This is a genomic window from Streptomyces sp. NPDC001068 (genome assembly GCF_042897315.1).
Taxonomy (GTDB): domain Bacteria; phylum Actinomycetota; class Actinomycetes; order Streptomycetales; family Streptomycetaceae; genus Streptomyces.
Map to the genome: position 1 here is coordinate 28,287 of NZ_JBIAYD010000006.1, position 26,154 is coordinate 54,440.

General features: G+C 73.8%; 18 protein-coding genes. 3 read left to right on the forward strand and 15 right to left on the reverse strand.

Annotated elements, in window-relative coordinates:
• Positions 1-18 precede the first annotated feature (18 nt).
• Together ACFY3I_RS17760 and ACFY3I_RS17765 are read right to left on the reverse strand one after the other, a co-directional pair.
• Positions 19-882, reverse strand: a complete 864-nt coding sequence (locus tag ACFY3I_RS17760) for an ABC transporter ATP-binding protein (protein ID WP_390861388.1) — start codon at positions 880-882, stop codon at positions 19-21.
• Complete coding sequence (locus tag ACFY3I_RS17765) at positions 875-1,792, reverse strand: ABC transporter permease (protein ID WP_365293447.1); 918 nt, start codon at positions 1,790-1,792, stop codon at positions 875-877. Before ACFY3I_RS17765 ends, ACFY3I_RS17760 begins: the two co-directional genes overlap by 8 nt.
• Positions 1,793-2,150: 358 nt before the next feature.
• Here ACFY3I_RS17765 and ACFY3I_RS17770 point away from each other — a divergent pair, with 358 nt between their 5' ends.
• Positions 2,151-2,777, forward strand: a complete 627-nt coding sequence (locus ACFY3I_RS17770; protein WP_365293449.1) for a TetR/AcrR family transcriptional regulator — start codon at positions 2,151-2,153, stop codon at positions 2,775-2,777.
• Here ACFY3I_RS17770 and ACFY3I_RS17775 read toward each other — a convergent pair.
• The 3 genes from ACFY3I_RS17775 to ACFY3I_RS17785 are packed head-to-tail and all read right to left on the reverse strand — an operon-like array spanning position 2,764 to position 5,303.
• A complete protein-coding gene (locus tag ACFY3I_RS17775) occupies positions 2,764-3,027 on the reverse strand; it encodes a hypothetical protein (protein WP_390861389.1) in 264 nt (87 codons plus the stop codon). The genes ACFY3I_RS17770 and ACFY3I_RS17775 overlap by 14 nt on opposite strands.
• Positions 3,028-3,064: 37 nt before the next feature.
• On the reverse strand, positions 3,065-4,045 hold the full coding sequence (galE, locus tag ACFY3I_RS17780) for a UDP-glucose 4-epimerase GalE (RefSeq protein WP_390861390.1): 981 nt from the start codon (positions 4,043-4,045) through the stop codon (positions 3,065-3,067).
• Positions 4,046-4,085: 40 nt separating this feature from the next.
• Positions 4,086-5,303, reverse strand: coding sequence for a glycosyltransferase 87 family protein (locus ACFY3I_RS17785; RefSeq protein ID WP_390861769.1), 1,218 nt, complete (start codon positions 5,301-5,303; stop codon positions 4,086-4,088).
• A 397-nt stretch (positions 5,304-5,700) separates the two neighbouring features.
• Here ACFY3I_RS17785 and ACFY3I_RS17790 point away from each other — a divergent pair, with 397 nt between their 5' ends.
• Positions 5,701-7,227, forward strand: coding sequence for a hypothetical protein (locus ACFY3I_RS17790; protein WP_390861391.1), 1,527 nt, complete (start codon positions 5,701-5,703; stop codon positions 7,225-7,227).
• A gap of 24 nt (positions 7,228-7,251) precedes the next feature.
• Here the strand turns inward: ACFY3I_RS17790 and ACFY3I_RS17795 are convergent, their stop codons facing one another.
• Positions 7,252-7,788 carry a MarR family winged helix-turn-helix transcriptional regulator gene (locus ACFY3I_RS17795; RefSeq protein ID WP_390861392.1) on the reverse strand — a complete coding sequence of 179 codons (537 nt, stop codon included), beginning with the start codon at positions 7,786-7,788 and terminating at the stop codon, positions 7,252-7,254.
• 124 nt (positions 7,789-7,912) lie between these two features.
• On the opposite strand from ACFY3I_RS17795, the gene ACFY3I_RS17800 reads away from it, so the two are divergent.
• Entirely contained in the window at positions 7,913-8,329 is a 417-nt protein-coding gene (locus ACFY3I_RS17800; protein ID WP_390861393.1) for an organic hydroperoxide resistance protein, read from the forward strand.
• Here ACFY3I_RS17800 and ACFY3I_RS17805 read toward each other — a convergent pair.
• The 9 genes from ACFY3I_RS17805 to ACFY3I_RS17845 form a co-directional block, all read right to left on the reverse strand.
• Positions 8,316-9,833 carry a hypothetical protein gene (locus tag ACFY3I_RS17805; RefSeq protein WP_390861394.1) on the reverse strand — a complete coding sequence of 506 codons (1,518 nt, stop codon included), beginning with the start codon at positions 9,831-9,833 and terminating at the stop codon, positions 8,316-8,318. The genes ACFY3I_RS17800 and ACFY3I_RS17805 overlap by 14 nt on opposite strands.
• A gap of 246 nt (positions 9,834-10,079) precedes the next feature.
• Positions 10,080-11,399, reverse strand: a complete 1,320-nt coding sequence (locus tag ACFY3I_RS17810) for a hypothetical protein (protein WP_390861395.1) — start codon at positions 11,397-11,399, stop codon at positions 10,080-10,082.
• Entirely contained in the window at positions 11,396-13,585 is a 2,190-nt protein-coding gene (locus ACFY3I_RS17815) for a CDP-glycerol glycerophosphotransferase family protein (RefSeq protein ID WP_390861396.1), read from the reverse strand. Before ACFY3I_RS17815 ends, ACFY3I_RS17810 begins: the two co-directional genes overlap by 4 nt.
• Before the next feature lie 2 nt (positions 13,586-13,587).
• The gene (locus tag ACFY3I_RS17820) at positions 13,588-15,789 is read right to left on the reverse strand and encodes a CDP-glycerol glycerophosphotransferase family protein (RefSeq protein WP_390861397.1); all 2,202 of its coding nucleotides are present in this window, start codon (positions 15,787-15,789) and stop codon (positions 13,588-13,590) included.
• Positions 15,790-15,913: 124 nt separating this feature from the next.
• Positions 15,914-18,175: a CDP-glycerol glycerophosphotransferase family protein gene (locus tag ACFY3I_RS17825; protein ID WP_390861398.1), complete on the reverse strand. Its 2,262-nt coding sequence runs from the start codon at positions 18,173-18,175 to the stop codon at positions 15,914-15,916.
• Positions 18,176-18,321: 146 nt separating this feature from the next.
• Positions 18,322-19,161, reverse strand: a complete 840-nt coding sequence (locus ACFY3I_RS17830; protein ID WP_365293466.1) for a carbohydrate ABC transporter permease — start codon at positions 19,159-19,161, stop codon at positions 18,322-18,324.
• The gene (locus tag ACFY3I_RS17835) at positions 19,158-20,489 is read right to left on the reverse strand and encodes a carbohydrate ABC transporter permease (RefSeq protein ID WP_390861399.1); all 1,332 of its coding nucleotides are present in this window, start codon (positions 20,487-20,489) and stop codon (positions 19,158-19,160) included. Before ACFY3I_RS17835 ends, ACFY3I_RS17830 begins: the two co-directional genes overlap by 4 nt.
• 7 nt (positions 20,490-20,496) lie before the next feature.
• Positions 20,497-21,879 (reverse strand): ABC transporter substrate-binding protein, encoded by a 1,383-nt coding sequence (locus ACFY3I_RS17840; protein WP_390861400.1) that lies wholly within the window; start codon positions 21,877-21,879, stop codon positions 20,497-20,499.
• 217 nt (positions 21,880-22,096) lie between these two features.
• Complete coding sequence (locus ACFY3I_RS17845) at positions 22,097-25,942, reverse strand: FHA domain-containing protein (protein ID WP_390861401.1); 3,846 nt, start codon at positions 25,940-25,942, stop codon at positions 22,097-22,099.
• Positions 25,943-26,154: the final 212 nt, after the last annotated feature.

Sequence of the window (26,154 nt, forward strand, 5' to 3'; positions counted from 1 at the left end):
TCACGGTCGTACGGCTGTTCAGGAGGGCTGGTCGGCCTTCGGCGCGTCGGCCTGCTTCGGCGGCGCGGCCTTGGGCTTGGGCTTCGGCTTCGCCTTGTCGCCGGTGAAGGCCTCGTACTCGGCGAGGACCTCCTCGGTCGGCCCGTCCATGCGCAGCACGCCGCGCTCCAGCCACAGCGCCCGCTCGCAGGTGTCGCGGATGGACTTGTTGTTGTGGCTGACCAGGAACACCGTTCCGGCGTGCTGGCGCAGCTCCCGGATGCGCTCCTCGGAACGCTTGCGGAAGGACGCGTCACCGGTGGCGAGGGCCTCGTCGATGAGCAGCACGTCGTGGTCCTTGGCGGCGGCGATGGAGAACCGCAGGCGGGCGCCCATGCCGGAGGAGTAGGTGCGCATCGGGAGGGTGATGAAGTCGCCCTTCTCGTTGATGCCGGAGAAGTCGACGATCTCCTGGTAGCGCTCCTTGATCTCCTCGCGGGACATGCCCATGGCGAGCCCGCCGAGGTAGACGTTCTTCTCGCCGGTCAGGTCGCCCATCAGGGCCGCGTTGACGCCGAGGAGGGAGGGCTGGCCGTCGGTGTAGATGGCGCCGTTCTCCACCGGGAGCAGACCGGCGACGGCCTTGAGCAGGGTGGACTTGCCGGAGCCGTTGCTGCCGATGAGGCCGATCGCCTCGCCCTTGTAGGCGACGAAGGAGACGTCCTTGACGGCATGCACCTTGCGGACGCCTGACGCCTTCTCGGCCTGCTTGCGACGCAGCATGCGGTTGAGCGCGGCGGTCGCGGAGCCGCGGCCGGCACCGGTGCCGTTGACCCGGTAGACGATGTCGACGTGGTCGGCGACGACGGTGGGGATCGGGGTGTCGTTGATGTTCTCAGCCACGGCCGTACGTCTCCTCAGCCTTCCAGAAGTAGATGAAGCCGCCGACGCCGACGACGAGGGCCCAGCCGGTGGCGATGATCCACACGTGTGCCGGCAGCTGGTTGGAGTGGAAGCTGTCGATCAGCGAGTAGCGCATCAGGTCGATGTAGACGGCGGACGGGTTGGACTTGAGTACGGGGGCGACCCAGCTGGGCAGGCCCTCGTGCTGGCTGGTCAGCCTGTCGATGCTCCACATGACGCCGGAGATGTACATCCAGGTGCGCAGCACGAACGGCATCAGCTGCGAGATGTCCGGGGTCTTGGCGCCCATGCGGGCCATGATCAGCGACATGCCGGTGTTGAAGGTGAACTGCAGGATCAGCGCCGGGACGGCCAGCAGCCAGGAGGCGGCGACCGGCACGCCGAAGCAGAGCAGGATGACGACCAGCGCGCACATCGAGAACAGCAGCTGCTGGAGCTGCTGGAGGCAGAAGGAGATGGGGAGCGCGGCCCGCGGGAAGTGCAGGGCGCGCACCAGGCCGAGGTTGCCGGCGATCGCCCGGGTGCCGGTCATGATCGAGCTGGACGTGAACGTCCAGATGAAGACGCCCGTGACGAGGAACGGGATGTAGTCCGGCACGTTCCTCTTGGTGCCCAGCAGTACGCCGAAGATGAAGTAGTACACCGCGGCGTTCAGCAGCGGGGTCATGATCTGCCAGACCTGGCCGAGCTTCGCCTGGGCGTACTGGGCGGTGAGCTTGGCGGTGGCGAACGCGGTGATGAAGTGCCGTCGTGCCCACAGCTGACCGACGTACTGCGGCAGGGTGGGCCGGGCGCCGCTGACCGAGAGTCCGTACCGGGCGGCGAGCGCCGCGAGGTCGTCCTCGGCCGTGACCGGGGTCGGGGGCGGTGTGTGGAGAACCTGGGTCACATCCGCTGCTTTCACTCAGGGGGTGGGGGTGCGGCGTCCGGCTGGGCACCGGTCCGTCATCCGGCGTTCGCCTGTACTTCTCTTTGCGTTTTCTTACGTCGGAACGGGACCGTATCGTCGCAACGGGAGCGTAGGCCGAGTTGGCGTCGGAACGCAACCGTTTCGTCGTCACGGACTGGTGTGTGCCGTGACACTTTCGAGTTCGGGGCGCGACCGGTTCGTTGCGGGGCGCGGAGTCGGGTCCGTGTTCGGTACGTCGGTGAGCTGGAAGGCGTTCAGCGTGGGGCGGTTGCGGCGATCGGGTGGTGGGCTTCGTCGGGACGCAACCGTTTCGTCGTTACGCCCCTATGCTGGGGGCATGACGACGAACGCCGAGGAGTCCCAGACGCGTCCGCGCCGACGAGCCCCCGCCGGGGCGGCCGTCCTCCGCGAGGACGTGACCGAGGCCATCCGGGCCGCCGTCTTCGAGGAGCTCGCGGCGGTCGGGTATGCCCGGATGTCCATCGAGGGCATCGCGCGCCGCGCGGGCGTCGGCAAGACCGCCGTCTACCGCCGCTGGCGTTCCAAGCTGCACCTCGTCCTCGACGTCGTCTCGGCCCTCGCGGTACTGGGCCTGCCGGTGCCCGACACCGGCTCCCTGGAGGGCGACCTGCGACTCCTGTACGAGGTCACCTCCCGTGCGCTGCGCCATCCGGTCGCCTCGCAGATCATTCCGGACCTCCAGGCCGAGGCGGCCCGGAACCCGGAGATCGCCGAGGCCATGCAGAAGACGCTGCGCGAAGGCCAGGAGGGCGTCGCCAGCAAGATCATCGCGGCCGCCCAGGGGCGCGGTGAACTGGGCCCGGGCATCGACGACGACCTCGCCATGGATCTGATCTCCGGCCCGCTGTACTGGCGCTCGGTGGTGATCCGCACCCCGAAGCTGCCGAAGGGGTATCTGGCGGCGCTGGCCAGGGGGACCACGGAGGCGCTCAAAGCGCTGTGAACCGCCGCGCGGTTCCTGGCGCCTCCGCGTGGCCCGCCTGCTCGTCGCCGTCGTCCTGCTGCTGTTCCGGATCGAGGTGGGGCGGCTGGGCCCTGTCGGAGTAGCTCAGGCGGGCCCGACGGCCGGTGGACCGGCCGCCCGCCCCGCCCCGGTCGGCCGCCCCGCTCCGGCCGCCCGCCCCGCCCCGGTCGGCCGCCCCGCTTCGGCCGACCGCCCTGCCCCGGTCGGCCGCCCAGCCCCGGTCGGTCACTCGTCCCCGGTCGGCCGGTGCCCCGTGAACGGCCGGGTCAGGTGCGGGCCGCTTCCGGGTGGAGGCGGAGCCAGCCCTGCCAGGCCGAAGTGATCATGTCCTGCACGTCGTGCCTGGCCTTCCAGTCCAGCTCCCTGGCGATGCGCTCGGCGGAGGCGACCACGCGGGCCGGGTCGCCGGCGCGGCGCGGGGCGACGGTCGGGGGGCGGTCGTAGCCGGTGACCGTGTTGATGCGGTCGATCATCTCGCGGACCGAGACGCCCTGCCCGCTCCCGATGTTGAGGGTCAGTTCGCGGCCCGGCCCGGCCGCCAGGGCACGGGCCGTCGCCACATGGGCCTCGGCCAGGTCCACCACATGGATGTAGTCGCGGACGCAGGTGCCGTCGGGCGTCGGGTAGTCGTCGCCGAAGACGCGCGGCGGCAGGCCCTCGGTGAGCTTCTCGAAGACCATCGGGACGAGGTTGAAGACGCCCGTGTCGGCGAGTTCGGGGCGGGCCGCGCCGGCCACGTTGAAGTAGCGGAGCGAGGCCGTGGAGAGACCGCCGGCCCGGCCCGCCGCGCGGACCAGCCACTCACCCGCCAGCTTCGTCTCGCCGTACGGCGACATCGGCGCGCACGGCGTCTCCTCCGTCACCAGCTCGACGTCCGGCATGCCGTAGACCGCAGCGGAGGACGAGAAGACGAAGGAGGTGACCCCGGCCTCCGTCACCGCCTGCAGCAGGACGCGCAGGCCTTCCACGTTCTCCCGGTAGTAGAGCAGGGGGCGCTCCACCGACTCGCCCACCTGCTTCTTCGCCGCCAGGTGCACGACCCCGGTGACCTCGTGCTCGGCCAGGACGCGCGCCAGCCTCTCGCCGTCCAGCGTGGAGCCCACCACCAGCGGGACCTCCCGCGGCACGCGCTCGGCGATGCCGGCGGACAGGTCGTCGTACACGACCGTCCGCTCGCCCGCCTCGGTCATCGCGCGTACGACATGCGCCCCGATGTAACCGGCGCCGCCGGTGATGAGCCAGGTCATCTGCTGCCCGTCCCCTCCGTCTGTCGGCCCGCGGTGTTCCTCAGCCGCGGTCACCGTTCAGTGAAGCAGGTGAGGCGGACGCGAGCGGACGTCGGAGGGGGCTCCCGGGGTTCGGGGACACGCGAGTGGCGGTCGCCGGGCGGCGCGTGCTGCGCCACAGGCGCAGGAGGGAGAGGACGGCGGCGGTGGCCAGCAGGCCGTTGCGGGCGAGCATCAGCAGGCAGCCGGTCCAGGTGCCGTGGACGACCTCGGCGTAGAACGTGGGATAGGCGACGGCGCTGAGCGCGGTCGCCGTCACGATCAGCACGGCGACCGGGCGCTGGGTGGTGTGCCGGGAGGTCAGGCAGACGGCCGCCAGGCCGAGCAGCCAGATCAGGTACTGGGGGCTGATGACGCGGCTGGTGACGGTGAACAGGAGCACCGCGCAGAGCGCCGCGTCGTACGGGGTGGCCTCGGTCCAGTGCCTGGCCCGCACCCGCCACAGCAGCAGCAGCGCGAAGGCCGCGGCGGTGAGCGCGAGGGAGGCGGTCGCGACCGCGTGCACGTGCGGGCCGACCAGTTCCATCGCGCCGTACCGGTAGCGGGTCGTGCCCGGCCAGCCGGCGTGCCGGGCGAGGCTGAGCGCGGTGCCGCCGAGGGACTCGACCTGCACACCCCGGCCGCCCTGCTGGCGGAGGAAGGCGAGCGGGTTGCGGAAGGAGAGCAGGAACGCGGTGAGGGCCACGGCCCCGGTCACGGTCGCCCAGGCCCACGTCCTGCGCGTGGTACGGCCGCGCTCGACGCCCAGCAGCACCAGCGCCGGCCAGATCTTCACCAGGGCGCCCAGCGCCGCCAGCGCGCCGCACGCGCGCGTGGCGCGCCCCACCGCCAGCAGGGAGAGCACCGCGAAGGCGGTGACCGCCACGTCGTAGCGGGCGAGGGGGAGGTGCAGCAGGAGGGGGAGCGCGCCGGTCCACACGCCCGCGCCCAGCAGGCTGCGCCCGGGGCGGGTGCCCGCGCGCACGAGTGCCGCCGTGATCAGCGCGTCGGTCGCCAGGGTGAGTGCCACGAACGCCTGGAAGTAGCTCAGCCCGGGCACCAGCCCGGGCGCGAGCAGCACGGCGCCGGCGCCCGGCGGGTACTGCCACAGCGTGTCGTGCGCCGGGAACGCGCCCTGCGTCAGGACGCCGTACCAGTGGAAGTAGAGCCGCCACACTTCGCGCGCGACCGCTCCGTGTCCCAGGAGTCGCTCGTTGTTGTGAGCGAGGAGCCACAGCATCACCGCGCGCGTGGCGAACCAGGCACCGGCGAGGCACAGGGGGCGCACGAGGCTCCGCGAGCGCGGGGGTCGCGCGGTGCGCGCGGTGCGCAGCAGGCGCGCGAGTCGAACAGACGGGGCGAACGGGACGCGGGGGAGCGGAAAGTACGAGCGGTGGTTCATCAACCGTGAGCGTAAGCCGCGCGGATGGTGTATCCATGCCGATACGCCGTCAATACCCGGCAAAGGTTGGCTAATCGCAAAAGATCGGGCCGTGGTGAGTATCGGGCCTCTCGCAAAAGCGCATCCGCGGACACCGCGAACGACGGCGACCGGCGGGCCTGCTCCGTCGAGTCCGCCGAAGCCGTCGGGGGGACCTCCGCACGGTCCGCCGGGCCGTGCGCGCCGCGCCGTCGCCGTGGCCGTCCCGGCCGCGGTGATGCTCGCGGTCGGCCTCTGGGGCCTGCACCGCGGCGGGATGTGGCGCGACGAGGCCGTCACCTTCCAGGTCGCCCGGCGCACGGTGCCGCAGATCTGGCGGCTGCTGCACGGGGTGGACGCGGTGCACGGCCTGTACTACCTGCTGATGCACGTCGTCCTCGCCGTCGCCCCCGGCCGGCCGGGGGAGGTCGACCTCCGGCTGCCCTCGGTGTGCGCGGCGGCCGTCACCGCGGGTCTGGTGGCGGCCCTCGGCACCCGGCTGGCCCGGCCGCGCGTCGGTCTGTGGGCCGGACTGATGTACGCCGTCACCCCGTTGGCCGGGCACTACGCGCAGGAGGGCCGCTCCTACGCCCTGGTCGCCGCGGGTGCCACCGGCGCGACCCTGCTGTTCGTGCGGGCGGCGGCCGAGGGGGAGGCCGGGACGGCGGCCGGGGGACGGACGGCCGTGACCGGGCGGCGGACCTGGTGGTGGTACGCCGCCGTCCTCACGGTCACCTGCTGGCTGCACGAGTTCGCGGTGCTGCTGCTGCTCGCGCACGCCGGGACGCTGGCGCTGGCCCGGTCGTCGGGGCGCGTGTGGCGGCGGTGGGGATGCGCGGCCGGGGGCGTGGCGCTGCTGCTGGCCCCGATGGCCGTCGTCTCGCACGCGCAGTCGGCCCAGCTGGCGTGGTTGTGGGAGCCGGACCTGGAGACCGCGCAGTACCTGCTGCGCGAGTACCTCGGACCGACCGACGGCGTCTACTGGGTGTGCCTGGCGCTCGGTCTGCTGGGCCTGACCCGGCTGGTGGGCCGGCGCGGGGAGGTGACCCTGGCGGCGGTCGCGCTGCCGCTCGCGGTGCTGCCGCCGGTGGCGCTGATGCTGGCGTCCCAGTTCACGCCCCTGTACGTCGACCGGTACGTGCTGTACGCGCTCGCCGGGGCGCCCCTGCTGGTGGCGCTCGGCGCGGACCGGGCGGCCGCGGGACTCGGCCGGCTCTGGTCGCACGCGCCGGCGAGCGCGCCCAGGCCGCCCGCGCTCACCCTGGCCGGGGTCCTGGCCCTCGTCCTCGCCTTCACCCACCAGGTGCCGCTGTTGCGGCAGGACCGGATGCCGGGCACCCGGCCCGACGACCTCGGCGCGGTCGCGGAGGCGGCGGCACGCGTGCTGCGACCGGGCGATCCCGTGCTGTACCTGCCGGCCCACGCCCGGGGGACGGAGCTGGCCTACCCCGCCGACTTCAGGGGCACGCGGGACCTCGCACTGGCCGAACCGGCCCCGGAGTCGGGGACGTTGTACGGGGGCGAGGTCGGGGCGGCGACGCTGCGGCGGCGGCTGGCCGGCGTGGACGAGGTGTGGGCGGTCATGGAGAAGTACGCGCTGGTGAGCGGGTACCGGCCGCGGCTGGCCACGGAGCGCGCCAAACTCACCGTGCTGAACCAGCAGTTCGTGCTGCGCGAGGAGATGGTGATCGACCGGGTCGCGCTGCGGTTGTACGTGCGGCCGATTCGGAACGGGACGGGCTGAGACCGGGATCGGAGCGGGGGCGCCTCAGCGCGCTCCCACCTCCGAAGCCGTGGCTTCCTCCGAAGCCGCCGCTCCCCCCGAAGCCGCCGCTTCCTCCGAAGCCGCCGCGTCCAGCGCCCCCGTCAGCGTGTCCAGGCGGGCCTTGAGGTCCCGGATCCCGTCCACGTCGAAGCCGGTCGCGGACATGATCCTGCGCGGCACCTCGAGGGCCTGCTCCCGCAGCCCGGTGCCCCGCTCCGTCAGCCGTACCTCCACCGAACGTTCGTCGCGGGTGCTGCGCTCCCGGTGGACCAGACCCGCCGCCTCCAGGCGTTTGAGCAGCGGGGACAGTGTGCCGGAGTCCAGGCGCAGGTGTTCGCCGAGCTTCTTGACCGGCAGGTCGCCCCGCTCCCACAGCACCAGCATCACCAGGTACTGGGGATAGGTGAGTCCGAGGTCCTTGAGGATCACCCGGTAGACGCCGTTGAAGGCGCGGGACGCGGCATGCAGGGAGAAGCAGATCTGGCGGTCCAGGCGGAGCCACTCTGCTTCGGGAGCGGGGGTCGGGGTCGTCGCGGTCATGCGTCCAGAGTACCTCTCGCGAGTCATTTAGTTGTGCACAACTGAGTTGTGTGCTCTACTTGTCGTCGTGAGGGCGGCCGGAACGGAGCCGCCCGACACGGAAACTCGAGAGGGATGGTCTTCCATGGACGCGCTCTACACCGCAGCCGCCACCGCCACCGGCCGGGAGGGACGGGCGGTCAGCTCGGACGGGCAGCTGGACCTCACGCTGGCGTTCCCGCCGGCACTCGGCGGCAACGGCCAGGGCACCAACCCCGAGCAGCTCTTCGCCGCCGGTTACGCCGCCTGTTTCGCCAGCGCGCTCGGCGCCGTCGGCCGCCAGGCCAAGGTCGACACCGGCGAGATCTCCGTGACCGCCGAGGTCGGCATCGGCAAGGACGAGTCCGACGGCGGCTTCGCGCTCAAGGTCACCCTGCGTGTCGAGCTTCCCGCGGAGCTCGCCAACGAGACCGGCGAGAAGCTGGTCCACCAGGCCCACGCGTTCTGCCCCTACTCCAAGGCCACCCGCGGCAACATCCCGGTCGAGCTCATCGTCGAGTAGTCGGCGGGGCGGCGGGCCGGGCGGCCACCGGCAGGTCCCCCGTCCGGGTGAGCCGCGCGAGCACCTCCCCGGTCCGCCGGCTCCAGTCCACGACCACCGCGTCCCCGGGCAGCCGCTCCTGCCGCGTCAGCAGCAGCCAGCGCACCGGGGAGCGGTGGTCGTCCGTGTCGGCCGGCTCGATGCCGTATCCCGGGAGCAGGCGTTCGGCGAAGTAGTCGTCCGTGACCACCGGCTCCCCGGGACCGATGTGCCGGGCCGCCCAGTCGTACGACGGCCAGCGCGGCGGCTGGACGAAACCGACCGGGTCCAGCGAGCGCGGTACGACCGCGCCGGCCTGCGCGGTCAGGAACCCCAGGCAGCCCCCGGCGGCCGCGGCCCAGCCGAGCGCCCGGCGGCGGACCGGCCAGGGCCGCTCCGCCGCCAGCTCCACCGCGAGCGCGCACTGCGGCGCGAGGAGGGCGGTGCCCAGCAGCTCGCCGGAGCCGTGGCGGACGCCGGGAGCGGCCACCAGGACCTCCACCGCGAACAGCAGCACCAGCGGATCCCTCCAGCCGGAGCGTGCCCCCGTCCACCGCCGCGCGCCCGGCCCCGCGCCCCGGCCCGCCGGCGGAGCCTGCCCGGGTGGTACCCGTGTGCGCAGCCACAGGGCGGGGAGTGCGAGCAGGGCCAGCCAGCACTGTGCGGCCAGGTCGGCGTGGGTTCCGTAGGCGGCGTCGGTGCCGGGGAGCACGCGCGCGGGCGCTCCGCAGACGATCACGCCCACCGCCACCGCGCCCATCAGCCCCCACCGTCCCCACACCGCGCCCCGCCACCCCCGCTGCCACCCCGCCACGAACGCCACCGCCCCGGCCGCCGCCGCCACGCCGAGCACGGGGTCGACCAGGGCGACCAGCCCGTACAGCACGCCGAGCGCCGCGTATCCGGAGAGGCTGCGCAGGCCGCTCGGGCCGACGTAGCGGACCCGGCGCGGATCGCGGGCCCGGGTGCCGGTCAGGGCCCAGGCCCAGAGGGTGAGGCCGAGGGCGAACGCGGACGGGTAGCCGAGGCTGCCGGTCAGCGGCAGCAGGGCCACCGAGCCGGCGTCCGGGGCCGGCCGGGTGCCCCACAGCACCGACATGAAGAGCAGCGCCAGCACCGGTGCCCAGGGGCGCGGGGTGAGCACGCGGACCAGCCGGCCGAGGCCGGTCAGCACTACCAGCAGGTTCAGCGGGCCGCACACCCGCAGCAGCTGCCACCCGCCGAGCCCGGTCAGCCGCGCCGTCGCGTACTGGGCGAGCACGTACGGGGACGCGGTGGTGTCCGCGTAGCCCGCCCGCAGCAGCCGTTCCACCGCCGCCGCGTGCTGTCCGGCCTCGCAGCACGGTGGCACCCGCCAGTACGCCAGGGTCATCACCAGCCAGAACAGCAGGCCGAAGACCTGGTACGGGGTGAGTCGCCGGGCGCGGCCGCCGCACAGGGCGGTGGAGCCGCGCGTGGCGCGCCGGACCAGGGCGCCGGCGCTCACCGGAGGGAACGGACAGGGCGGACCATTTGCCGAGTGTTCCCGCGCGCCCCCGCGGCGTCCCGGCCGTTTCGCCCTCCGTCACCACATCGAGTGAGACGCCGACGAGATCCGGCAGCTGGTCCGATCGGGTGACGCGGTCTCAGCGGGACCCGCGACCTCAGCTGGACCCGCGACCTCAGCTGGACCCGCGACCTCAGTGGGTGACGCGGTCTCAGCGGTCCCGCGGTCTCGTCGAGTCACGCGGTCTCATCGGCTGACGCCGGCCGTCCGGGGAGCCCCCTGCGTCGGCACCGCCGCCAACCGGGGCACCAGCGGCTCCAGGAGCAGCGGTACCCCCAGCACCGGCAGCAGCCAGGCCAGCACGATGAGCCGGCCGCCGCCGATCGCGATGTCCGGATGCCCGGCCTGGGTCAGGAACCCGGTGCCCGCGGCCGCCAGCAGGAAGACCCCGAAGGCCGGCCGCCGTCGTGCCCCCCACGCGCCCGCCGCCAGCGCCGCCGGGAACAGGGGGGCGGGGGCCTGCCGGCGCAGCCACTCCACCCAGAAGTCCCACTCCAGATGGAGGAACTCCGGCCAGGGCCGGACCCGGTCGGGGCGGGCGTAGTGGTCGGTGAGCAGGTCCTGCATGCTCTCCGCCTCGGAGGGATAGTGCAGCAGCCGGGCCAGCAGCAGCGTCCCGGCGACCGCCGCGCAGCCCGCCGCGGTGATCGCCACCACCCCACGCCCGGCCGCCTGCCCACGCCGTCGCCGCACGACGGCGACCGCCGTGCCGGCCCCGGCCAGGCACGCCCCGAGGAACAGCGCCTGAGCGTGCTTCACGGCGAACAGCGCGAGCAGCGCCCCCGCCACCAGCGCCACCCCGGCCCGCTCCCCGGCCCAGGCCTTCCCCGCCCGCCCCGCGTCCCCACGCCCCGCGTCCGTCCGGCCGGTGAGGGCCAGTGCGCAGCCCCACACCGCCGTCAGGGTGAGCGCCAGCAACAGGCCCTCGGTCATCGGCCGCATCGCCGTCGTGCCCACCGGGAGGACGTAGTACAGGGCCTGGCCGGTCAGCGCGAGCGGCACCGGTACCGACAGCGTCCGCAGCACCAGGAAGGCCAGCACCCCGCCCGCGACCGTGACAAGCACGCTCGCCAGCCACACTCCCCAGGTCACCCCGAACACGGTGACGAACGGCAGCAGGAACACCGGATAGCCGGGCCGCACCTCGAAGATCGCCCGCAGCCGGGGCCCCACGAACGGCACGACGTGCCCGTCCGTCCGCTCCGCCGACCGGCGTGCCACGTGCCGCAGTTCGTCCGCCCGGCACTGCGCGAAGACCCGCCGGGCCGGGCTCGGCGCGTGGAAGCGCACCACGTTCACGCTCTGCGCGCGAGCCGCCCCCGACGCCCTGCCCGCGCAGACCCAGTCGACCGTCCGGGCCGCCGCGGCCCGCCGGTCCGCCCCGCCCAGCGCCAGCGCGTAGGAGACGTAGTTCTTGGAGTCGGGGCTGTCCCGGCCGGTGACCTGGGCCAGTTGCAGCACCGCGAACAGGGCGGCCAGGACCAGCACCCAGGTGCGCGGCCTCATGTGGAGGCCAGGAGGTCGGGGCCCGGGGCCGGTTCCGGTACCCGCCCGGCGGCGGCCGGCATCGGCTCCCCGAGCAGCAGCGTGCGTACGACCCGTTCGGCGGCCCGTCCGTCGTCGAACTCGCAGAACCGCGCCCGGAAGCCGGCCCGCAACCGCGCCGACTCCTCGTCGCACCAGCCGCCCGAGGCGAACAGCCCTGCCAACTCCTCTTGGGAGCGGGTCACATGGCCCGGCGCGTCGGCGGCGATGTCCAGGTAGGCACCCCGGCTCGCGGTGTACGTGGCCCAGTCGTCGGCGTGCACGACGATCGGCCGGTCCAGGTTGGCGTAGTCGAACATGACGGAGGAGTAGTCGGTGACCAGTACGTCCGCCGCCAGCAGTACCTGTTCCGTGTGTGGTTCGCCGGTCGCGTCGACCACGATCCGGCGCCGGTGCAGCTCGGCCAGGCCCGCCCCGCGCGCCGGACCGGCCGCCAGCGCCGGATGCAGCCGCACCACCAGGGTGTGGCCCGCACCGAGGCCGGCGGCGAACCGGGCCAGGTCGATCTGCTCGACGTGACCGCCGCGCACGTAGTCCCGGCGGGTCGGCGCGTAGAGCACGACCGTGTGGTCGGCGGGAATGCCGTACCGGGCACGGAAGCCGGAGTCGCCGCCCGCGACCAGGACGTCGTTGCGCGGGCTGCCCGTGCGGGCCGAGGCGAAGTGGCAGGGATAGGCCCGTTCCCACACCAGCTCGGAGTGGCGGTTGGCGACCAGGCTGTGGTCCCAGCGGTCGGCCCGGCGCAGCATCTGCGGCACGTCCAGGCCGAGCCGTGCGCCCGGCTTGTCCAGCAGGTCGGCGCCCAGGTACTTCAGCGGGGTGCCCCGGTGGGTGTGGACGTGCACGCTGCCGGGCCGTTTGACCAGTGCGCCGGGCCAGTTGACGTCGTTCACGAAGAACTTCGCGCGGGCCGTGAGCCGCCGGTACTCCGGGGAATCCAGCAGCACGTGCTCCACGTCGGCCGGCAGCGCCGCCGCCACCTCCGCGTCCCTCACCACCCAGACGCCCCGCAGCTCCGGCGCGATCTGCCGGGCCTTGCGGTAGACGGCCGCCGGGTCGCCCAGCAGGCCCTGGTGGGAGGAGGCCGAGTACAGGACCAGCCGTTCGTCCAGCGCACGGTGGCCGTCCGCCCAGGTCAGCGGGCGGCGGGCGCGCGCACCCGCGGCCCGCCCGGCCCGCAGCGCCAGCCGGCCGCCCTCCCGGCCGATCCGCCCGGCCTGCCGCCGCAGCAGGTACGACGCGTACGAGCCGCCGAGCACTCCGAGGCCGGCGCCCGGCGGCCGGTACTCGCGGTACAGCTCCGCCGTACGCCGGAAGAACTCGCCCCGGGCGGCGGGCGGCAGCCGGTCCGGCTTGGCCAGGATGTCCAGGCAGTGTTCGCCCATCTTCCGGTGCAGGTACGGCCGCCAGCCGGCCAGCTCGGGGCGGGAGTCGACGTATCCGAAGACCCTGCGGTACTGGTCGTGGACGTCGAAGTGCTTGCGGCTGGTGGTGGAGAGGATGTTGCCCTGGCGGCGCTGCCGGTAGTTCAGGCAGATCCGGTCGAGGGTGGCGATCGTCCCGGCGGTCATCAGGACCGGGAAGGTCCACGGGGTGTCCTCGTAGTAGCCGGGCGGGAAGAGGAAGCCGTGTTCCGCCACGAACTCCCGCCGGTACGCCTTGTTCCACACCACCATCAACAGGTCGAGGATCTCCGGGCGTTCGGCCGCCGTGAAGACACCGTCGGTCGCGCTCAGCAGTTCGGCGCGGGCGTTGCGCCGGGTGCCGCCCCACCAGTAGGTGCGGGCGTAGTCGAAGACCAGCACGTCCGGGTCGCCGGACTCCGCGAGCCGGTCGGCGATCGCGCGCAGCGCACCCGGGGCGAGGGTGTCGTCGCTGTCCAGGAAGAGCAGGAAGTCGCCGGTCGCGTGCGGGAGTCCGGCGTTGCGGGCCCGGCCGAGGCCGGCGTTCTCGGGCAGGTGCAGGACCCGTACCCGCGGGTCGCGGACCGCGTACTCGTCGAGGATCGCGCCGCTGCCGTCCGGGGAGCGGTCGTCGACGGCGATCACCTCGATGTCGTCGAAGGACTGCTCCAGGACCGAGTCGAGGCACTCGCGCAGAAAGCCCTGCACCCGGTAGCAGGGCACGATCAGACTGAATCGGGGCACGGTCAGCTCCTCACGAAGGCGGTGGCGGCCGGGGCGGGCAGGCGTTCCGCGAGGGGGATCAGCGGCGGGAGCGACTGCGGCGGCTGGCCGAGGAACACCCGGCGCACCACCCGTTCGGCGGCCAGGCCGTCGTCGAACTCGCAGAACCGGGACCGGAATCGGGCTCGCAGCCGTTTGGCCTCCGGGCTCCGGTGGGCGCCCTCGCGAAAGATCCGGGCCAGTTCCTCCGGGGTGCGGGCGACCGGGCCGGGCGGCTCGGCCGGCAGGTCGAAGTAGACGCCCCGGGTCTCCCGGTAGACCTCCCAGTCGTCGGCGTAGACGACGATCGGGCGGTCCAGGTTGGCGTAGTCGAACATGATGGAGGAGTAGTCGGTGACCAGCGCGTCCGCCGCGAGGCACACGTCCTCGACGGAGCGGTGCGCGGTGACGTCGATGACCCGGCCGCTGCCCGCGAGGACTCCCCGGTCGTAGAAGTAGTGGGCGCGCAGCAGGACGACGACGTTCTCGCCGGCCGCCTCGCAGAACGCCTCCAGATCGAGGCCGGGTTCGAAGCCGGTGTGGTGGTCGCGGTGGGTGGGGGCGTACAGCACGGCCGTACTGCCGTCCGGGACGCCCAGGCCGCGGCGGGCGCGGACCACGTCGTGCGCGGACGCCGTGTAGTAGACGTCGTTGCGCGGATAGCCGTACTCCAGCGCCTCGTACGAGCCGGGGAAGGCACGCTCCCAGGTCTGGGTGGAGTGACGGTTGGCCGAGAGGTTGAAGTCCCAGCGGTCGACGCGGCCGAGCAGTTTGGTGAAGCTGCCGGTCCGCGCGGCGACCACCGGGTACGTCGACTGGTCGACGCCCATCTTCTTCAGCGGGGTGCCGTGCTGGGTCTGCAGGTGCACACTGCCGCGCCGCTTGACGACCCCCTCGGCGAAGTTGGCGTTGTTGACGAGGTACTTGGCGCGGGCCAGCACCTGCCAGTAGCGGCGGCTGCCGATCACCGCGTGCTCCACGTCCCCGGGCACGGTGTGTTCCTGGCCGGGCGCGACCAGGAACACCGAGCGCAGCCAGGGGGCGAGTTGACGGGCGGTGGCGTGGATCGCGGCCGGGTTGCAGCTGTAACCGCGCCCCCAGTAGGCGCAGTACACGGCGAGGTTCTCGTCGAGCGGGCGGCGCAGGTCGAGGGCGTACCGCAGCCGGGTGAGCGCGGGCCGGGGTCGGGGCAGCCGCCCGGCCGCCCGGGCCGCCGTCCGGTTGGCCCCGCGCAGCGCCCGGAACGCGGTGTACGCGCCCGCCGCGAGGAGCCGGTGCTGCACCCCGAGGCTCCCGCCCGGCATCCGGAACCCGGCCGGCCGGTAGGTCCGGTGCAGCCACCCCGCCCGCCGGAAGAAGGCCCGGTGCCCGGACGGCAGCCGCCGTGGCCGGGCGGCCGTCCTCAGTACCGCCTCGAAGACCTGCTCGAACAGCGGCCGCGCCCGTTCGGCCGGGAGCCCGGCCGCCAGTGCCCGAACCAGCACCAGCTCGGCCTGGTCGAGGAGTTCGTGGTGGTGCGCGCCAGGCAGGTTGAGCCGGCCGCCCTGCCGGCGCAGCCGGTGCCGTACGACGACCGACCGCAGGACCGCGATCCGTTCGGCGGCGATGCCGGCCAGCCCGCTCCAGCCGAGGTCCGTGAAGTGGCCGTCGGGGAACCTCAGCCGGGCCTCCGTGACGAAGGCGCGGCGCCAGGCCGCACTCCACGCCGGCAGGGCCACCCCGGTCAGCGCGGGTGCCTCGGTCGGGGCGAACGCACCGCGCGGGGTACCCCTGAGCCGCGCCGCAGCCGGGTTGGCCGCCCGGCCCTCCCACCAGGGCACCCGCTCGTGCTCGAAGTACAGCACGTCCACGTCGCCGGTCCCGGCCAGCCGTGCCGCCAGCCGTGCCAGCGCGCCCGGCACCAGGACGTCGTCGCCGTCGAGGAAGAGCAGGTAGGCGCCCGTCGCCGCCCGCATCCCGCTGTTGCGGGCCCCGCTCAGCCCGCCGGCCGGCGGCGAGTGCACCGGGGTCACCCGGGAGTCCCGTTCGGCGTAGCCGGCGGCGACGGCCGCGGCCGGGGTGTCGGGCGCGTCGCAGACCGGGATCAGCTCCAGGTCGCCGAAGGACTGGGCGAGGACCGAGTCCAGCGCCTGGGACAGCCGGCCGGCGACTCCGTGCGAGGGGACGATGATGGTGAAGCGGGGCATGGTGCTCTTCCTCAGGTGTCCATGCGGCCCGGCCTCCCCGCGGGTCGCCAGGTGGACGGCCGCGACGGGGTGGGCCGCGAGGTGTTGGGGGGCATGAGGGAACTCCCTGTGAGGCAAACGGCGGTCAGTGGGTTTCGGTGACGGGCGGGTGGCCGGAAGGTTGCGGAACGGTGGCCAACGGGGGGTGTGCGCGTGCCGAGGCCGCCGAGGGAACGGGGTGCCGCTCGGCGAGCGGGACGACCTCAGGCAGCCCGGGCGTCTCGCCCAGCACCACGTGCCGTACCACCCGCTCGGCGGCGTGCCCGTCGTCGTACCGGCAGAACCGCTCGCGGAACGCGGCGCGCAGCTGCGCGGAACGGGAGCCCTGCCAGTGGCCGTCGGCGAAGATGCCGATCAGTTCGTCCTCGCTGCGGGCGACCGCGCCCGGCGGGGCCGAGCGCAGGTCGAAGTAGGTGCCGCGGGCCGCGTGGTAGGCGTCCCAGTCCTCGGTGTGCACGACGATCGGGCGGTCCAGGTTGGCGTAGTCGAACATGATGGACGAGTAGTCGGTGATCAGCGCGTCCGAGGCGAGACAGAGGGACTCCACGTTCGGGTGGCCGCTGACGTCGATCACCCGTGCCCCGGCCGCGAGCGGACCGCCGTGCCAGTAGTGGGCGCGGGCCAGGACCACGAATCGAGGGCCGAGCCGGCGCACGATCCGCTCCAGGTCGAGCACCGGGCGCTGGGTGCGCCGGTAGTCGCGGTGGGTGGGCGCGTACAGCAGCGCCACCGAGCCCTCGGGGACGCCGAGCGACTCGCGGATCCGCGTCACGTCGGCCGAAGTGGCGTGCTGGAACACGTCGTTGCGGGGATATCCGTACTCGAGGGTGGTGTAGCCGCCCGGGTAGACGCGCTCCCAGACCGACGTGGTGTGCCGGTTGGCGGACAGGAGGTAGTCCCACTTGTCGACGCCCCGCAGGAGTTCCTCGAAGTCCATGCCGGCACCGGCCGCCGGGTGCTCCTGGAGATCGAGACCCATGTGCTTGAGCGGGGTGCCGTGCTGGGTCTGCACGAACACCTGGCCGGGTCGCTTGCGCAGCCGCCGGTCGAAGTTGACGTTGTTGACCAGGTACTTGGAACGGGCCAGCGCGGTCCAGTAGCCGAAGGTGCCCGGACGGATCCGGCGCGGGCCCGGCGGGACGGTGTCCTGGTGCTCGGGGCGGGCGATCCAGGCGGTGCGGATGTGCGGGGCGTGGCTGCGGAACGCCTCCTCCAGCGCGCCCGGGTTGCAGCCGTGGCCGCGGTTCCAGTAGGCGGCGAAGACCGCCCGGTCGGCGCGCAGCGGCAGCCGCAGCTGCACCCGGTAGTGCAGTTGGAGGAGGGCCGAACGCAGAGCCCGCGCGGACTTGACGGCGGCCTTGACCGTGCGGCGGCCCGCGGACCGGGTCAGCTGGAGCGCGCCGTAGGTGCGGTGCAGACCGTGGTGGACGAGACCGTGGCGCAGCCGGGTGCGCCACCGGACCGGAGCGCCCTCGGCCCGGTACCTGCGGGAGTGGGCGCGCGCCCTGCGCAGGAAGTCGGCGCGGCTGCCCCGGGGCAGCCGTCCCCGCCGGGTGAACACCGTCGACAGGTGGTCGGTCATCCGCCGGAACAGCACCGGCCGCCAGCGGTCCAGTTCGGGCCGCTCGGCCAGGAACGCGAAGACCCGGTCGTACTGGTCGAAGATGTCGAAGTGCGCGCGGCCGGTGGTGGTGAGGATGCTGCCCTGCCGCCGCTGCCGGTAGTGCACGCAGACCCGGTCGAGGGTGGCGATCGTCCCGGCGGTCATCAGGACCGGGTAGGTCCACGGGGTGTCCTCGTAGTAGCCGGGCGGGAAGGCGAAACCGTGCTCCGCGACGAACTCCCGCCGGTACGCCTTGTTCCAGGCCACCATGAGGACCCGGAGGAGGTCCGGCCGGTCCGCCAGGCGGAAGGGCGCCGGGCCGTCCTCGGCGAGGTACCGCGCGACCTTGTTGCGTTCCGCGCGGCCCGTCCAGAAGGTCCGCGCGTAGTCGTACACCAGCACGTCCGGTTCGCCGGTCGCCTTGATCCGGTCGGCGACCGCCCGCAGCGCGTCCGGGGTGAGCGTGTCGTCGCTGTCCAGGAAGACCAGGTAGTCGCCGCGCGCCAGCTCCATCCCCGCGTTGCGGGCGCCGCCCAGCCCCTGGTTCTCCGGCAGGTGCACCGGCCGCACCCGTGCGTCGCGGGCCGCGTACTCGTCGAGGATCGCGCCGCAGGCGTCCGGGGAGCGGTCGTCCACCGCGATCAGTTCCAGGTCGGTGTACGACTGCGAGAGCACCGAGTCCAGGCATTCGGCCAGGTACGCCTGGACCCTGTACACGGGGACGATGACACTGAACCTGGGCAAGGGGCATCCATGGGTCGGTCGGCGCGGGCGTTATGCCCGGGAACGGCCAATGGAGTGATGTGGTTACGGTTCTCTACGGCAAGTGGGGGATGCCCCGTGTCCTGTTCACCGGGGACACCCCCCCAACACACACGCACCATGTGCGTTTATTTGACCGCGCCCGCCATCACCCCCGTGACGAACTGCCGCTGGAACGCGAAGAACACCGCCAGCGGGATCACCATCGAGATGAAGGCACCGGGCGCGAGGACGTCCACGTTGTTGCCGAACTGGCGGACCTGGGTCTGGAGCGCCACCGTGATCGGCTGGGTGCCGGACTTGGTGAACACCAGCGCGACCAGCATGTCGTTCCACACCCACAGGAACTGGAAGATGCCCAGGCTCGCGATGGCCGGCCCGCCCAGCGGCATCACCACGCGTGTGAACAGGCGCAGTTCACCGGCGCCGTCGAGCCGGGCCGCCTCCAGCAGTTCCCGCGGGATCTCCGCGAAGAAGTTCCGCAGCAGGAACACCGCGAACGGCAGACCGAAGCCGACATGGAACAGGACCACCCCGAGGATCGTCCCGAACAGGCCTATCTTGCCGAAGAGTTCGGCGATCGGGATCAGCGCGACCTGGACCGGCACGACCAGCAGGCTGACCACGATCAGGAACCACCAGTCCCGGCCGGGGAACTCCATCCACGCGAACGCGTACCCGGCCAGCGACCCGATGACCACGACCAGGACCGTCGCCGGGACCGTGATCAGAACCGTGTTCCACAGCGAGTTGGTGATGTCGCCGTTCTCGAGGAGGTTCCGGTAGCTGTCGAACGTCAACTGGGACGGCTTGGCGAACACCTGCCACCAGCCGCTCGCGCTCATGTCCTCCGGGGACCGCAGCGAGGAGGCGAGCAGCCCGATCGTCGGCACCAGCCAGAACAGGCCGACGACGATCAGGAAGACCCGGACCAGACCGCCGTTGATCTTCTCCAGCAGCCAGCTCATCGCCGCTCCTCCCGCCGCAGCCGACGCACGTTGAACCACATCACCGGGATGACGAGCAGCAGCAGGAACACCGCGATCGCGCTCGCGATGCCCGGCTGGCCCTCCGAGAAGCCCTTGCGGTACAGCTCCAGGGCGAGCACGTTCGCGTCGTCCTGCGAGGAGCCCGGCGCGATGATGTACACCAGGTCGAAGACCTTCAGCACGTTGATCATCAGGGTGACGGTGACCACCGCGAGGACCGGTGCCAGGAGCGGCACGGTGACCTTGCGGAACACCTGCCACTCGGTCGCCCCGTCGACGCGCGCCGCCTCCAGCAGTTCCCGGGGGACGCCCGCGAGCCCCGCCGCGATCAGCACCATCGCGAAGCCCGCCCACATCCAGATGTACGACCCGATGATGGCGGGCGTGACCAGGGACGGGCCGAGCCAGTCGACCCCGTCGTAGGGCTGCCTGAAGTTGCTCGCGGGCAGCCGCAGCACGGCCCCGTCGGCGGCGGCGGGCAGGGTGAAGGTGCCGTCGGCCGCCGCCTCGGCGGACGCCACCACCGTGCCGTCCTTCACCGCCTCGACGCGCATCCCGTCGTAACCGAGCTCGGACGGGTCGGGGGCGCCGAGCCGCCCGACGCCCTTGCCGCGGGTGAAGTCCTGCCAGGTGCTGCCCGTGATCTTCCCGGGCTCGGCCTTCGCGGCCAGGGCCTTCCTCGCACCGTCCGGCAGCTGGTCGGGGGCGACGCCCACCAGGGGGAGGGCGACGGTCTGTCCGGTGTGGACGGCCTCCCTGGTGACGAAGCCGCCCCGGTCCGGCTTCAGGGGAGACTCCCGGCCCGGGTGGGCGTTCGGGAACGCCGAGGACCGGGCGAAGGTGTCGTGGACGCCGACCCAGACGGCGTTGGCGACGCCCTTGTCCGGGTCCTGGTCGTAGACGAGCCGGAAGATGATCCCGGCGGCCAGCATCGAGATGGCCATCGGCATGAAGACGACCAGCTTGAACGCCGTTCCCCAGCGCACCCGTTCGGTCAGGACGGCGAAGACCAGACCGAGGGCGGTGGAGATCGTCGGCGCGAACACCACCCAGATGATGTTGTTCTTCAGGGCGGTCCTGATGCCGTCGTCCGTGAAGATCGCCTTGTAGTTGTCGAAGCCGGCGAAGCCGTCACCGGAGGCGTTGTAGAAGCTGCGGATCAGCGAGTACCCGATCGGGTAGACCACGAGCGCGCCGAGCAGCACCAGGGCGGGCAGCAGGAAGAGGAACGCCACCGTCCGGCGGGTGCCGGTCACGCTCTTGCGGCGGCCCGGTGGAGCGGGGGCCGTCGTCGCGGGTGCGGCCATCGCCGGGTCAGCTTCCGCTGCCGTAGGCGGCCGCCGCGTCCTTCTCCAGCCTGGCCTGGGTGCCCGCGACGTCCGCCGGGTTCTGCAGGAAGTCCTGGAGGTCCTTCCACTCACCCTTGCCGGGGGTGCCGCCGAACGCCTGCGGGGCCTGGTCGGACATGTCGAAGCGGAAGTCGTCGCCGGAGGCGATCAGGGACTTGGCGATGGTGCGCTGCACCTCGTTCGGGTAGGCCGAGTTCGGCACGCTCTTGTTCGGCGAGAGGTAGCCGCCGAGCTTCGCCTGGATCGTCGCCGCGTCCGGCGAGGCCAGGAACTTCGCCAGCGCCTGGGCGCCCTTGGAGTCCTTGAAGACGACCGCCGCGTCACCGCCGGAGACCACGGGGGCGGCGGAGCCGACCGCCGGGAACGGGAACACCTTGGCGTCCGTCCCCACCTTCGCCTTGGTCTCGCCGATGTTGACCTGCACGAAGTCGCCCTCGTAGACCATCCCCGCCTTCGGCTGGTCGCCGCCGGTGAAGGTCTGGGTGACCGAGGCCGGGAACTCCGTCTGCAGCGCCCCCTTCGCGCCGCCCGCCACATACCCCTTCTTGCCCCAGACCTGGGCGAGCGTGGTCAGCGCCTGCTTCACCGACGGGTCGGTCCACTTGATCTTGTGCTGGGCGAGCTGGTCGTACTTCTCCGGGCCCGCCTGGGACAGGTAGACGTTCTCGAACCAGTCGGTCAGCGTCCAGCCGTCGGCACCGCCGACCGAGAACGGGGTGACGCCCGAGTCGTACACCGTCTGCGCGGCCGTCTGCAGGTCCTGCCAGGTCTTGGGTTCCTTGGCGCCCGCGTTCTCGAAGACCGTGGCGTTGTACCAGATCAGCGACTTGTTGGCGGCCTTGTAGTAGACGCCGTACTGCTTCCCGCCGACCTTGCCGATGTCCTGCCAGCCCGGCGAGTAGTTCTTCTGCACCTCGCTGAGCGTGTCCGCGTCCAGCGGCTTCGCCCAGCCCTTCTGCACGGCCTGCTTGATCGCACCGGGCTGCGGCAGCAGCGCGATGTCCGGCGGCTGGCCGCCCGCGATCTTCGAGCCGAGGAAGTTGATGATCGGGTCCTGGGCGGGCACGAAGGTGACCTTCGCGCCGGTGCGCTTCTCGAACTCCGCGAGCACCTGCTTGAAGTTCTTCTGCTCCTGCCCGGTCCAGACGGCGGCCACCTCCAGCGTGGTGCCGTCCAGTTTCGGGAGGGCGAGGGTGGAACTGGACGGACTGGCGCTGTCCTGTGCGCCGTTGTCGTCCTTCTTGTCGTCGCCACCACCGCACGCGGTGAGCACGAGGGCTCCCGCGGCAAGTGCGGTGAGCGTGGTGAGGGCCCTGCGGCTCCGGATGGTGTTGCTCATGGCGCGCATCACTTCCCCGTTCGTCGTTCCTCGTTGAACGTCAGAACTCTGTCCCGTGCGCTCCGGTGTACGCGGGGGCCGCCGGTGCGGCAAGAGTGCCTACAGGTGACGGCCGGGGATCGTGATCGCCTCGTGATCAGCCGCCCCCGCGGACGACGGGGATACCCGCCGGCGGAGGGGGGATGCCCACCGCCGAAGGAAGATGCCTGCCGACGACGGGGGATGCCTAAAGAAGCGAGGGCACTTCCGCCGCCGAGACCTCGCGGGCCGCCCGCTCCACGGCGCTGGCGAGCAGGGCCAGGTCCGTCGGGCCGTTGCCCAGCTCCCGGACCGGGCGGCGGGTCGGCGGGTCGCCCATGCGGGGCCAGTCGAGCGGGACGACCGTGGGGCGCTGGGTCGCGGTACGGGGGATGCGGCCGGTGACCCGGCCCGCCTGGAACGCGGTGACCCGGCCGTCCGGTGTGGTCAGACGGCCGCGCCCCGGGGCCGGTTCGTCGGGTCCCGCGGCGGGCGGTTCCAGGGTGACGCGCAGAGTGGCCCGCCGGGCCGGCTCCGTCTCCGCCGTACGGCCGCCCGCCCCGGCCGCCGCGATCAGGTGCACGCCCAGCCGGTCGCCCTCCTTGGCCACCGCCTCCAGCGCCCGCATCACGGAACCGGCGGCCGGCCGGCCCGGTGAGCCGAGGGCGGGGGAGACCAGGGCGTCCAGGTCGTCCACCACGACGACCAGGCGCGGCAACGGCGGCGGCGCCTCGGCGCGGCGGCGGGCGGCGGCCGCCCCGGCCGACGGGCGCAGCCTGAGGGTGGAACTCGGCGGCGCCTCGATGTCGGCGGCGCCCGGGGTGGCGGTGCGGCCGCGCTGGGCGACGATACGGCCCGAGGTCTCCCGCTGGCCGTGCCAGTCGGCGAAGTCGCCGCGGCCCAGCAGCTCCGCCCGCCGCTTCAGCTCGGCGCTGAGCGACTGCGCCAACTCCCGCATCCGGACCGGGTCGTTGACCGAGAGATGGGTCGTCACGTGCGGTATGTCGGTGCACACCCGCAGGCCTTCGCCGAGGCCCGAGCCGGCGCCGGTGCCCACGCCGTCGCGGCCGTCGATCAGGATGATCCCGAGCCGGTCGGGACGCTCCGCGGCGGCCAGCGAGGCGACCATCGCCCGCAGCAGTTCCGTACGGCCGCTGCCGGGCGGGCCCTCGACCAGCAGATGCGGCCCCTCGACCACCAGGTCGGCGCCGAGCGGACCGCGCGGACCCGCGCCGAGCACAGCCCGGGCCCGGCCGCCCAGGGACTCCGTGTCGTCGGCCGCGTCTGCCCAACGGGCCATCAGCGAGGACGGGGTGGCCCGCGCCAGCCCCAGCTCGTCCAGCAGCCGCGCGGACTGGGGGAGCGGGGCGGTCACGTGCGCGTGCCGGTCACCGGCCGGGCCGTCCGGGCGGAGCGGGGCCAGCGCCCTGGCGAACCGCTCGGCCCAGGCGGGGGAGACCGCGTCCACCGCCGCCAGGGTGCCGGGGCCGAGCGGGGCAGCCGCGTCGGTGCGGGCCACCCGCAGCAGATGCAGTGCCGTCGCCACGTCCCCGCTGAGCAGGGCCACGGCCCCGCACTCCCGGAACGTCGGTGTCACCGCGCACGCCGCCTCGTAGGTCCGGGCGACCGGGGAGGCGGCCGAGGTGGGTGCCGTCTCCGCCAGGCAGATCACGTGCACTCCGGCGCGCGGCCCGGCGACGGTCAGCCGTGCCACCGCGTCCCGCAGCGCGGAGCCGCCGGGATCGCCGTCCACGACGACGACCGTGTACGGCCCCGGGAAGCCGCCGTCGCCCGTGCCGGAGCCGAGGCCGGCACGGGCCCAGGAGGGGCGGTGCGCGGTCTCGGCGGGCGCGGTGTCCGCGGTCCCGCCGGTCAGGTCCGGGCGGTCGGACGGGGTGGCCGGGCGGCGCGGCGCGGAGAGGTCCTCGACCCGGCGCAGCAGTTCCTCCACGCGGGCGGCGGCCTGCTCCCGGTCGTAGGCGAGCAGCAGGCGGCAGTCCTGGCCGTGCCCGGGCCGCACGTGCGGGAGCCAGCCGAGCCAGGCCCACTCGGCGGTGCGCTCCTCCAGGGGGCGGGCCCGGTCCGCGCTCAGCAGCACGATCTCCAGCAGGTCGGGGGAGTGCAGCGCGGCGAGCTGGGCCAGTACCGCGCGGGCGAGACCGGCCAGGCGGGCGCGCGGTCCCGCGAGACCGAGGGCGCCGGCCTCCCGGAGGTCGGCGGTGACCGGCACGGCGGGGAGCAGCCCCGCGCCCTCGGGTGCGGTGCGGTCCGCGGTGCCGAGCCGGACCGTGAGCGTCTCGGGATGGCCGGGGTCGCGCTCCCAGAGCCGGGCGCCGGGGCCCAGCGCGGTCAGCAGCAGCGCGGCGGGATCCGGCCAGGTGTCCGGTTGGGCGGGGCCGTGGGCCGCCGGTGTGCCGTCCGCCTCGGTCGCGGGCTCGCCGTCGGCGTCCGGCAGGTTCTCACCGCGCCCGCCGGCCAGCCGCCGGGCCCAGGCCCCGAGCCCGCCGCGCCTGCGGCCGCCGGGCAGGGCGGGGGCGTCGGTGCCCCGCAGAGGGGTGCCTTTGCGTCCCTCGGCGGGATCGCCCGCCGGGGCGGGGCGGCGATCCGCCGTCGGACGGCCGAGGCCGGCGGGCCCGGCCTGGCCGTCGCCCCGGGCGGGCCCGGGGCCGGACGCCGCTCCGGCGGGGTCGCCGCTCCGGTCGCGGGGCCCGCCGAGGGCTCCGGAGTGGCCGGCGTGGGTGTCCGCGGAGCGCTGCACGGGGGCCCGGCGGCCGATGCCCGCCGGGCGGTCCGTGTCGGACAGCAGGCCGTCCGTGGTGGTGGCCCGCGGGTCGGTGGCGGCCCGCGCGGTGGCGGAACCGCCGCGTGGACCGGGCAGCCCGCCGTGGCCTCCGGCCGCGGGGGGCTCGTACCCGCGTCCGGCTGCCGGGGTCCTGAACCCGGGTCCGGCCGAGGGAGTCCCGTACCCGCGTCCGGCGGACGAGGAGGGGTCGTGCCCGGATCCGGCCGGTGCGGCCGGCTCGTGCCGGCTCGTGGCCGCCCGGGAGGCGTCGTCGCGCCCGGCCGGGGACCCGGCGCCCGGTGCGGTCCCGGCCGCCCGGAGTCCACCGCCCCGCTCGGCCCGCGCTGAGCCGTCGTCGCGGCCGGTCGCCATCGGCCGGCCCCGGCTCTCGATCCCCGGCGCCTCGCCCTGCGCGGGTACCACCGGTGACTCCACCGGCCCGTGCTCCTGACCTCCGGTCGCCCCGCCCGCGGCGCCCCAGCCCGCCGTGCCGTAGGTGTGGTGGGTGCGGCCGGCCGGGCCGGGCGTGGAGCCCGTCGTCCCGCCCGCCGCCGGGAAGCCGCTGCCGCTGCCGCCGTCGTCCACGGGCGCGCCCGTGCGCAGCACCCGCACGCAGCCCTCCCCGTCGGGTGCCGTGACCACCCGGGCTCCAGGTCCCCCCGACGGCGTAAGCCGCAGTGCCGATTCGCCGATGCGCAGGAGCGCTCCCGGAGCGAGCCGCACCGGGCGCTCGGTGACGCGGACGCCGTCCAGGGCGGTGCCGTTCGTGGAGTGCAGGTCGGCGACGGAGACGTGGCCGTCGGCGGCGACCGTGACCGCGCAGTGCAACCGGGAGACGTCCGGGTCGTCGAGCGGGACGTCGGCGTCGGCGGAGCGGCCGACGGTGATCTGGCCGCCGTGCAGGAGGTGCACCCCGCCCGCGTCCGGGCCGGCGATCACGTGCAGCTGGGCCGGGGCGTCGTCCAGCTCGGGATGCGGTTCGGGGGCGGCGGGCGCGCCCAGGGACAGCACGGCGCCGTCGACCAGCGGGGGCTCGCCCAGGATCCGGCGGCGGGCGTCGAGCCGCTCCGTGCCCGCGTACAGCACGACCGGGGCGCCGCTCGTCTCGCGGCCGCCCGGGCCGCCGTCACCGGTGACCGCCGAGGCCAGTGCGGAGGCCACCGCCGCCAGATCCGTGCCCGCCGGCGCCGTCACCAGCACGTCCCGGCTCACGGTCCGGCCCCGCAGCGCGGCAGGGCCCAGCGGGTCTACGACGGTCAGCCGGATCTGCATCGCCGTCAGCGGTCCCTTCTGCGCGGGCGCGGAATTCCCCCCACCGCCACGAGCACGTCGGCCAGTTCTGCTGTCGCACGCATCCTCGCACCTGCCACTGACAACACGCCCACGCCCCGGTGGTAAGTGATCTTGATTGGTCAGCTCTGCCCCCAAAAGTGCCTGACCGATACCGCGCGGACGATCACTTGAGATCGGTCACGTCCGGACCC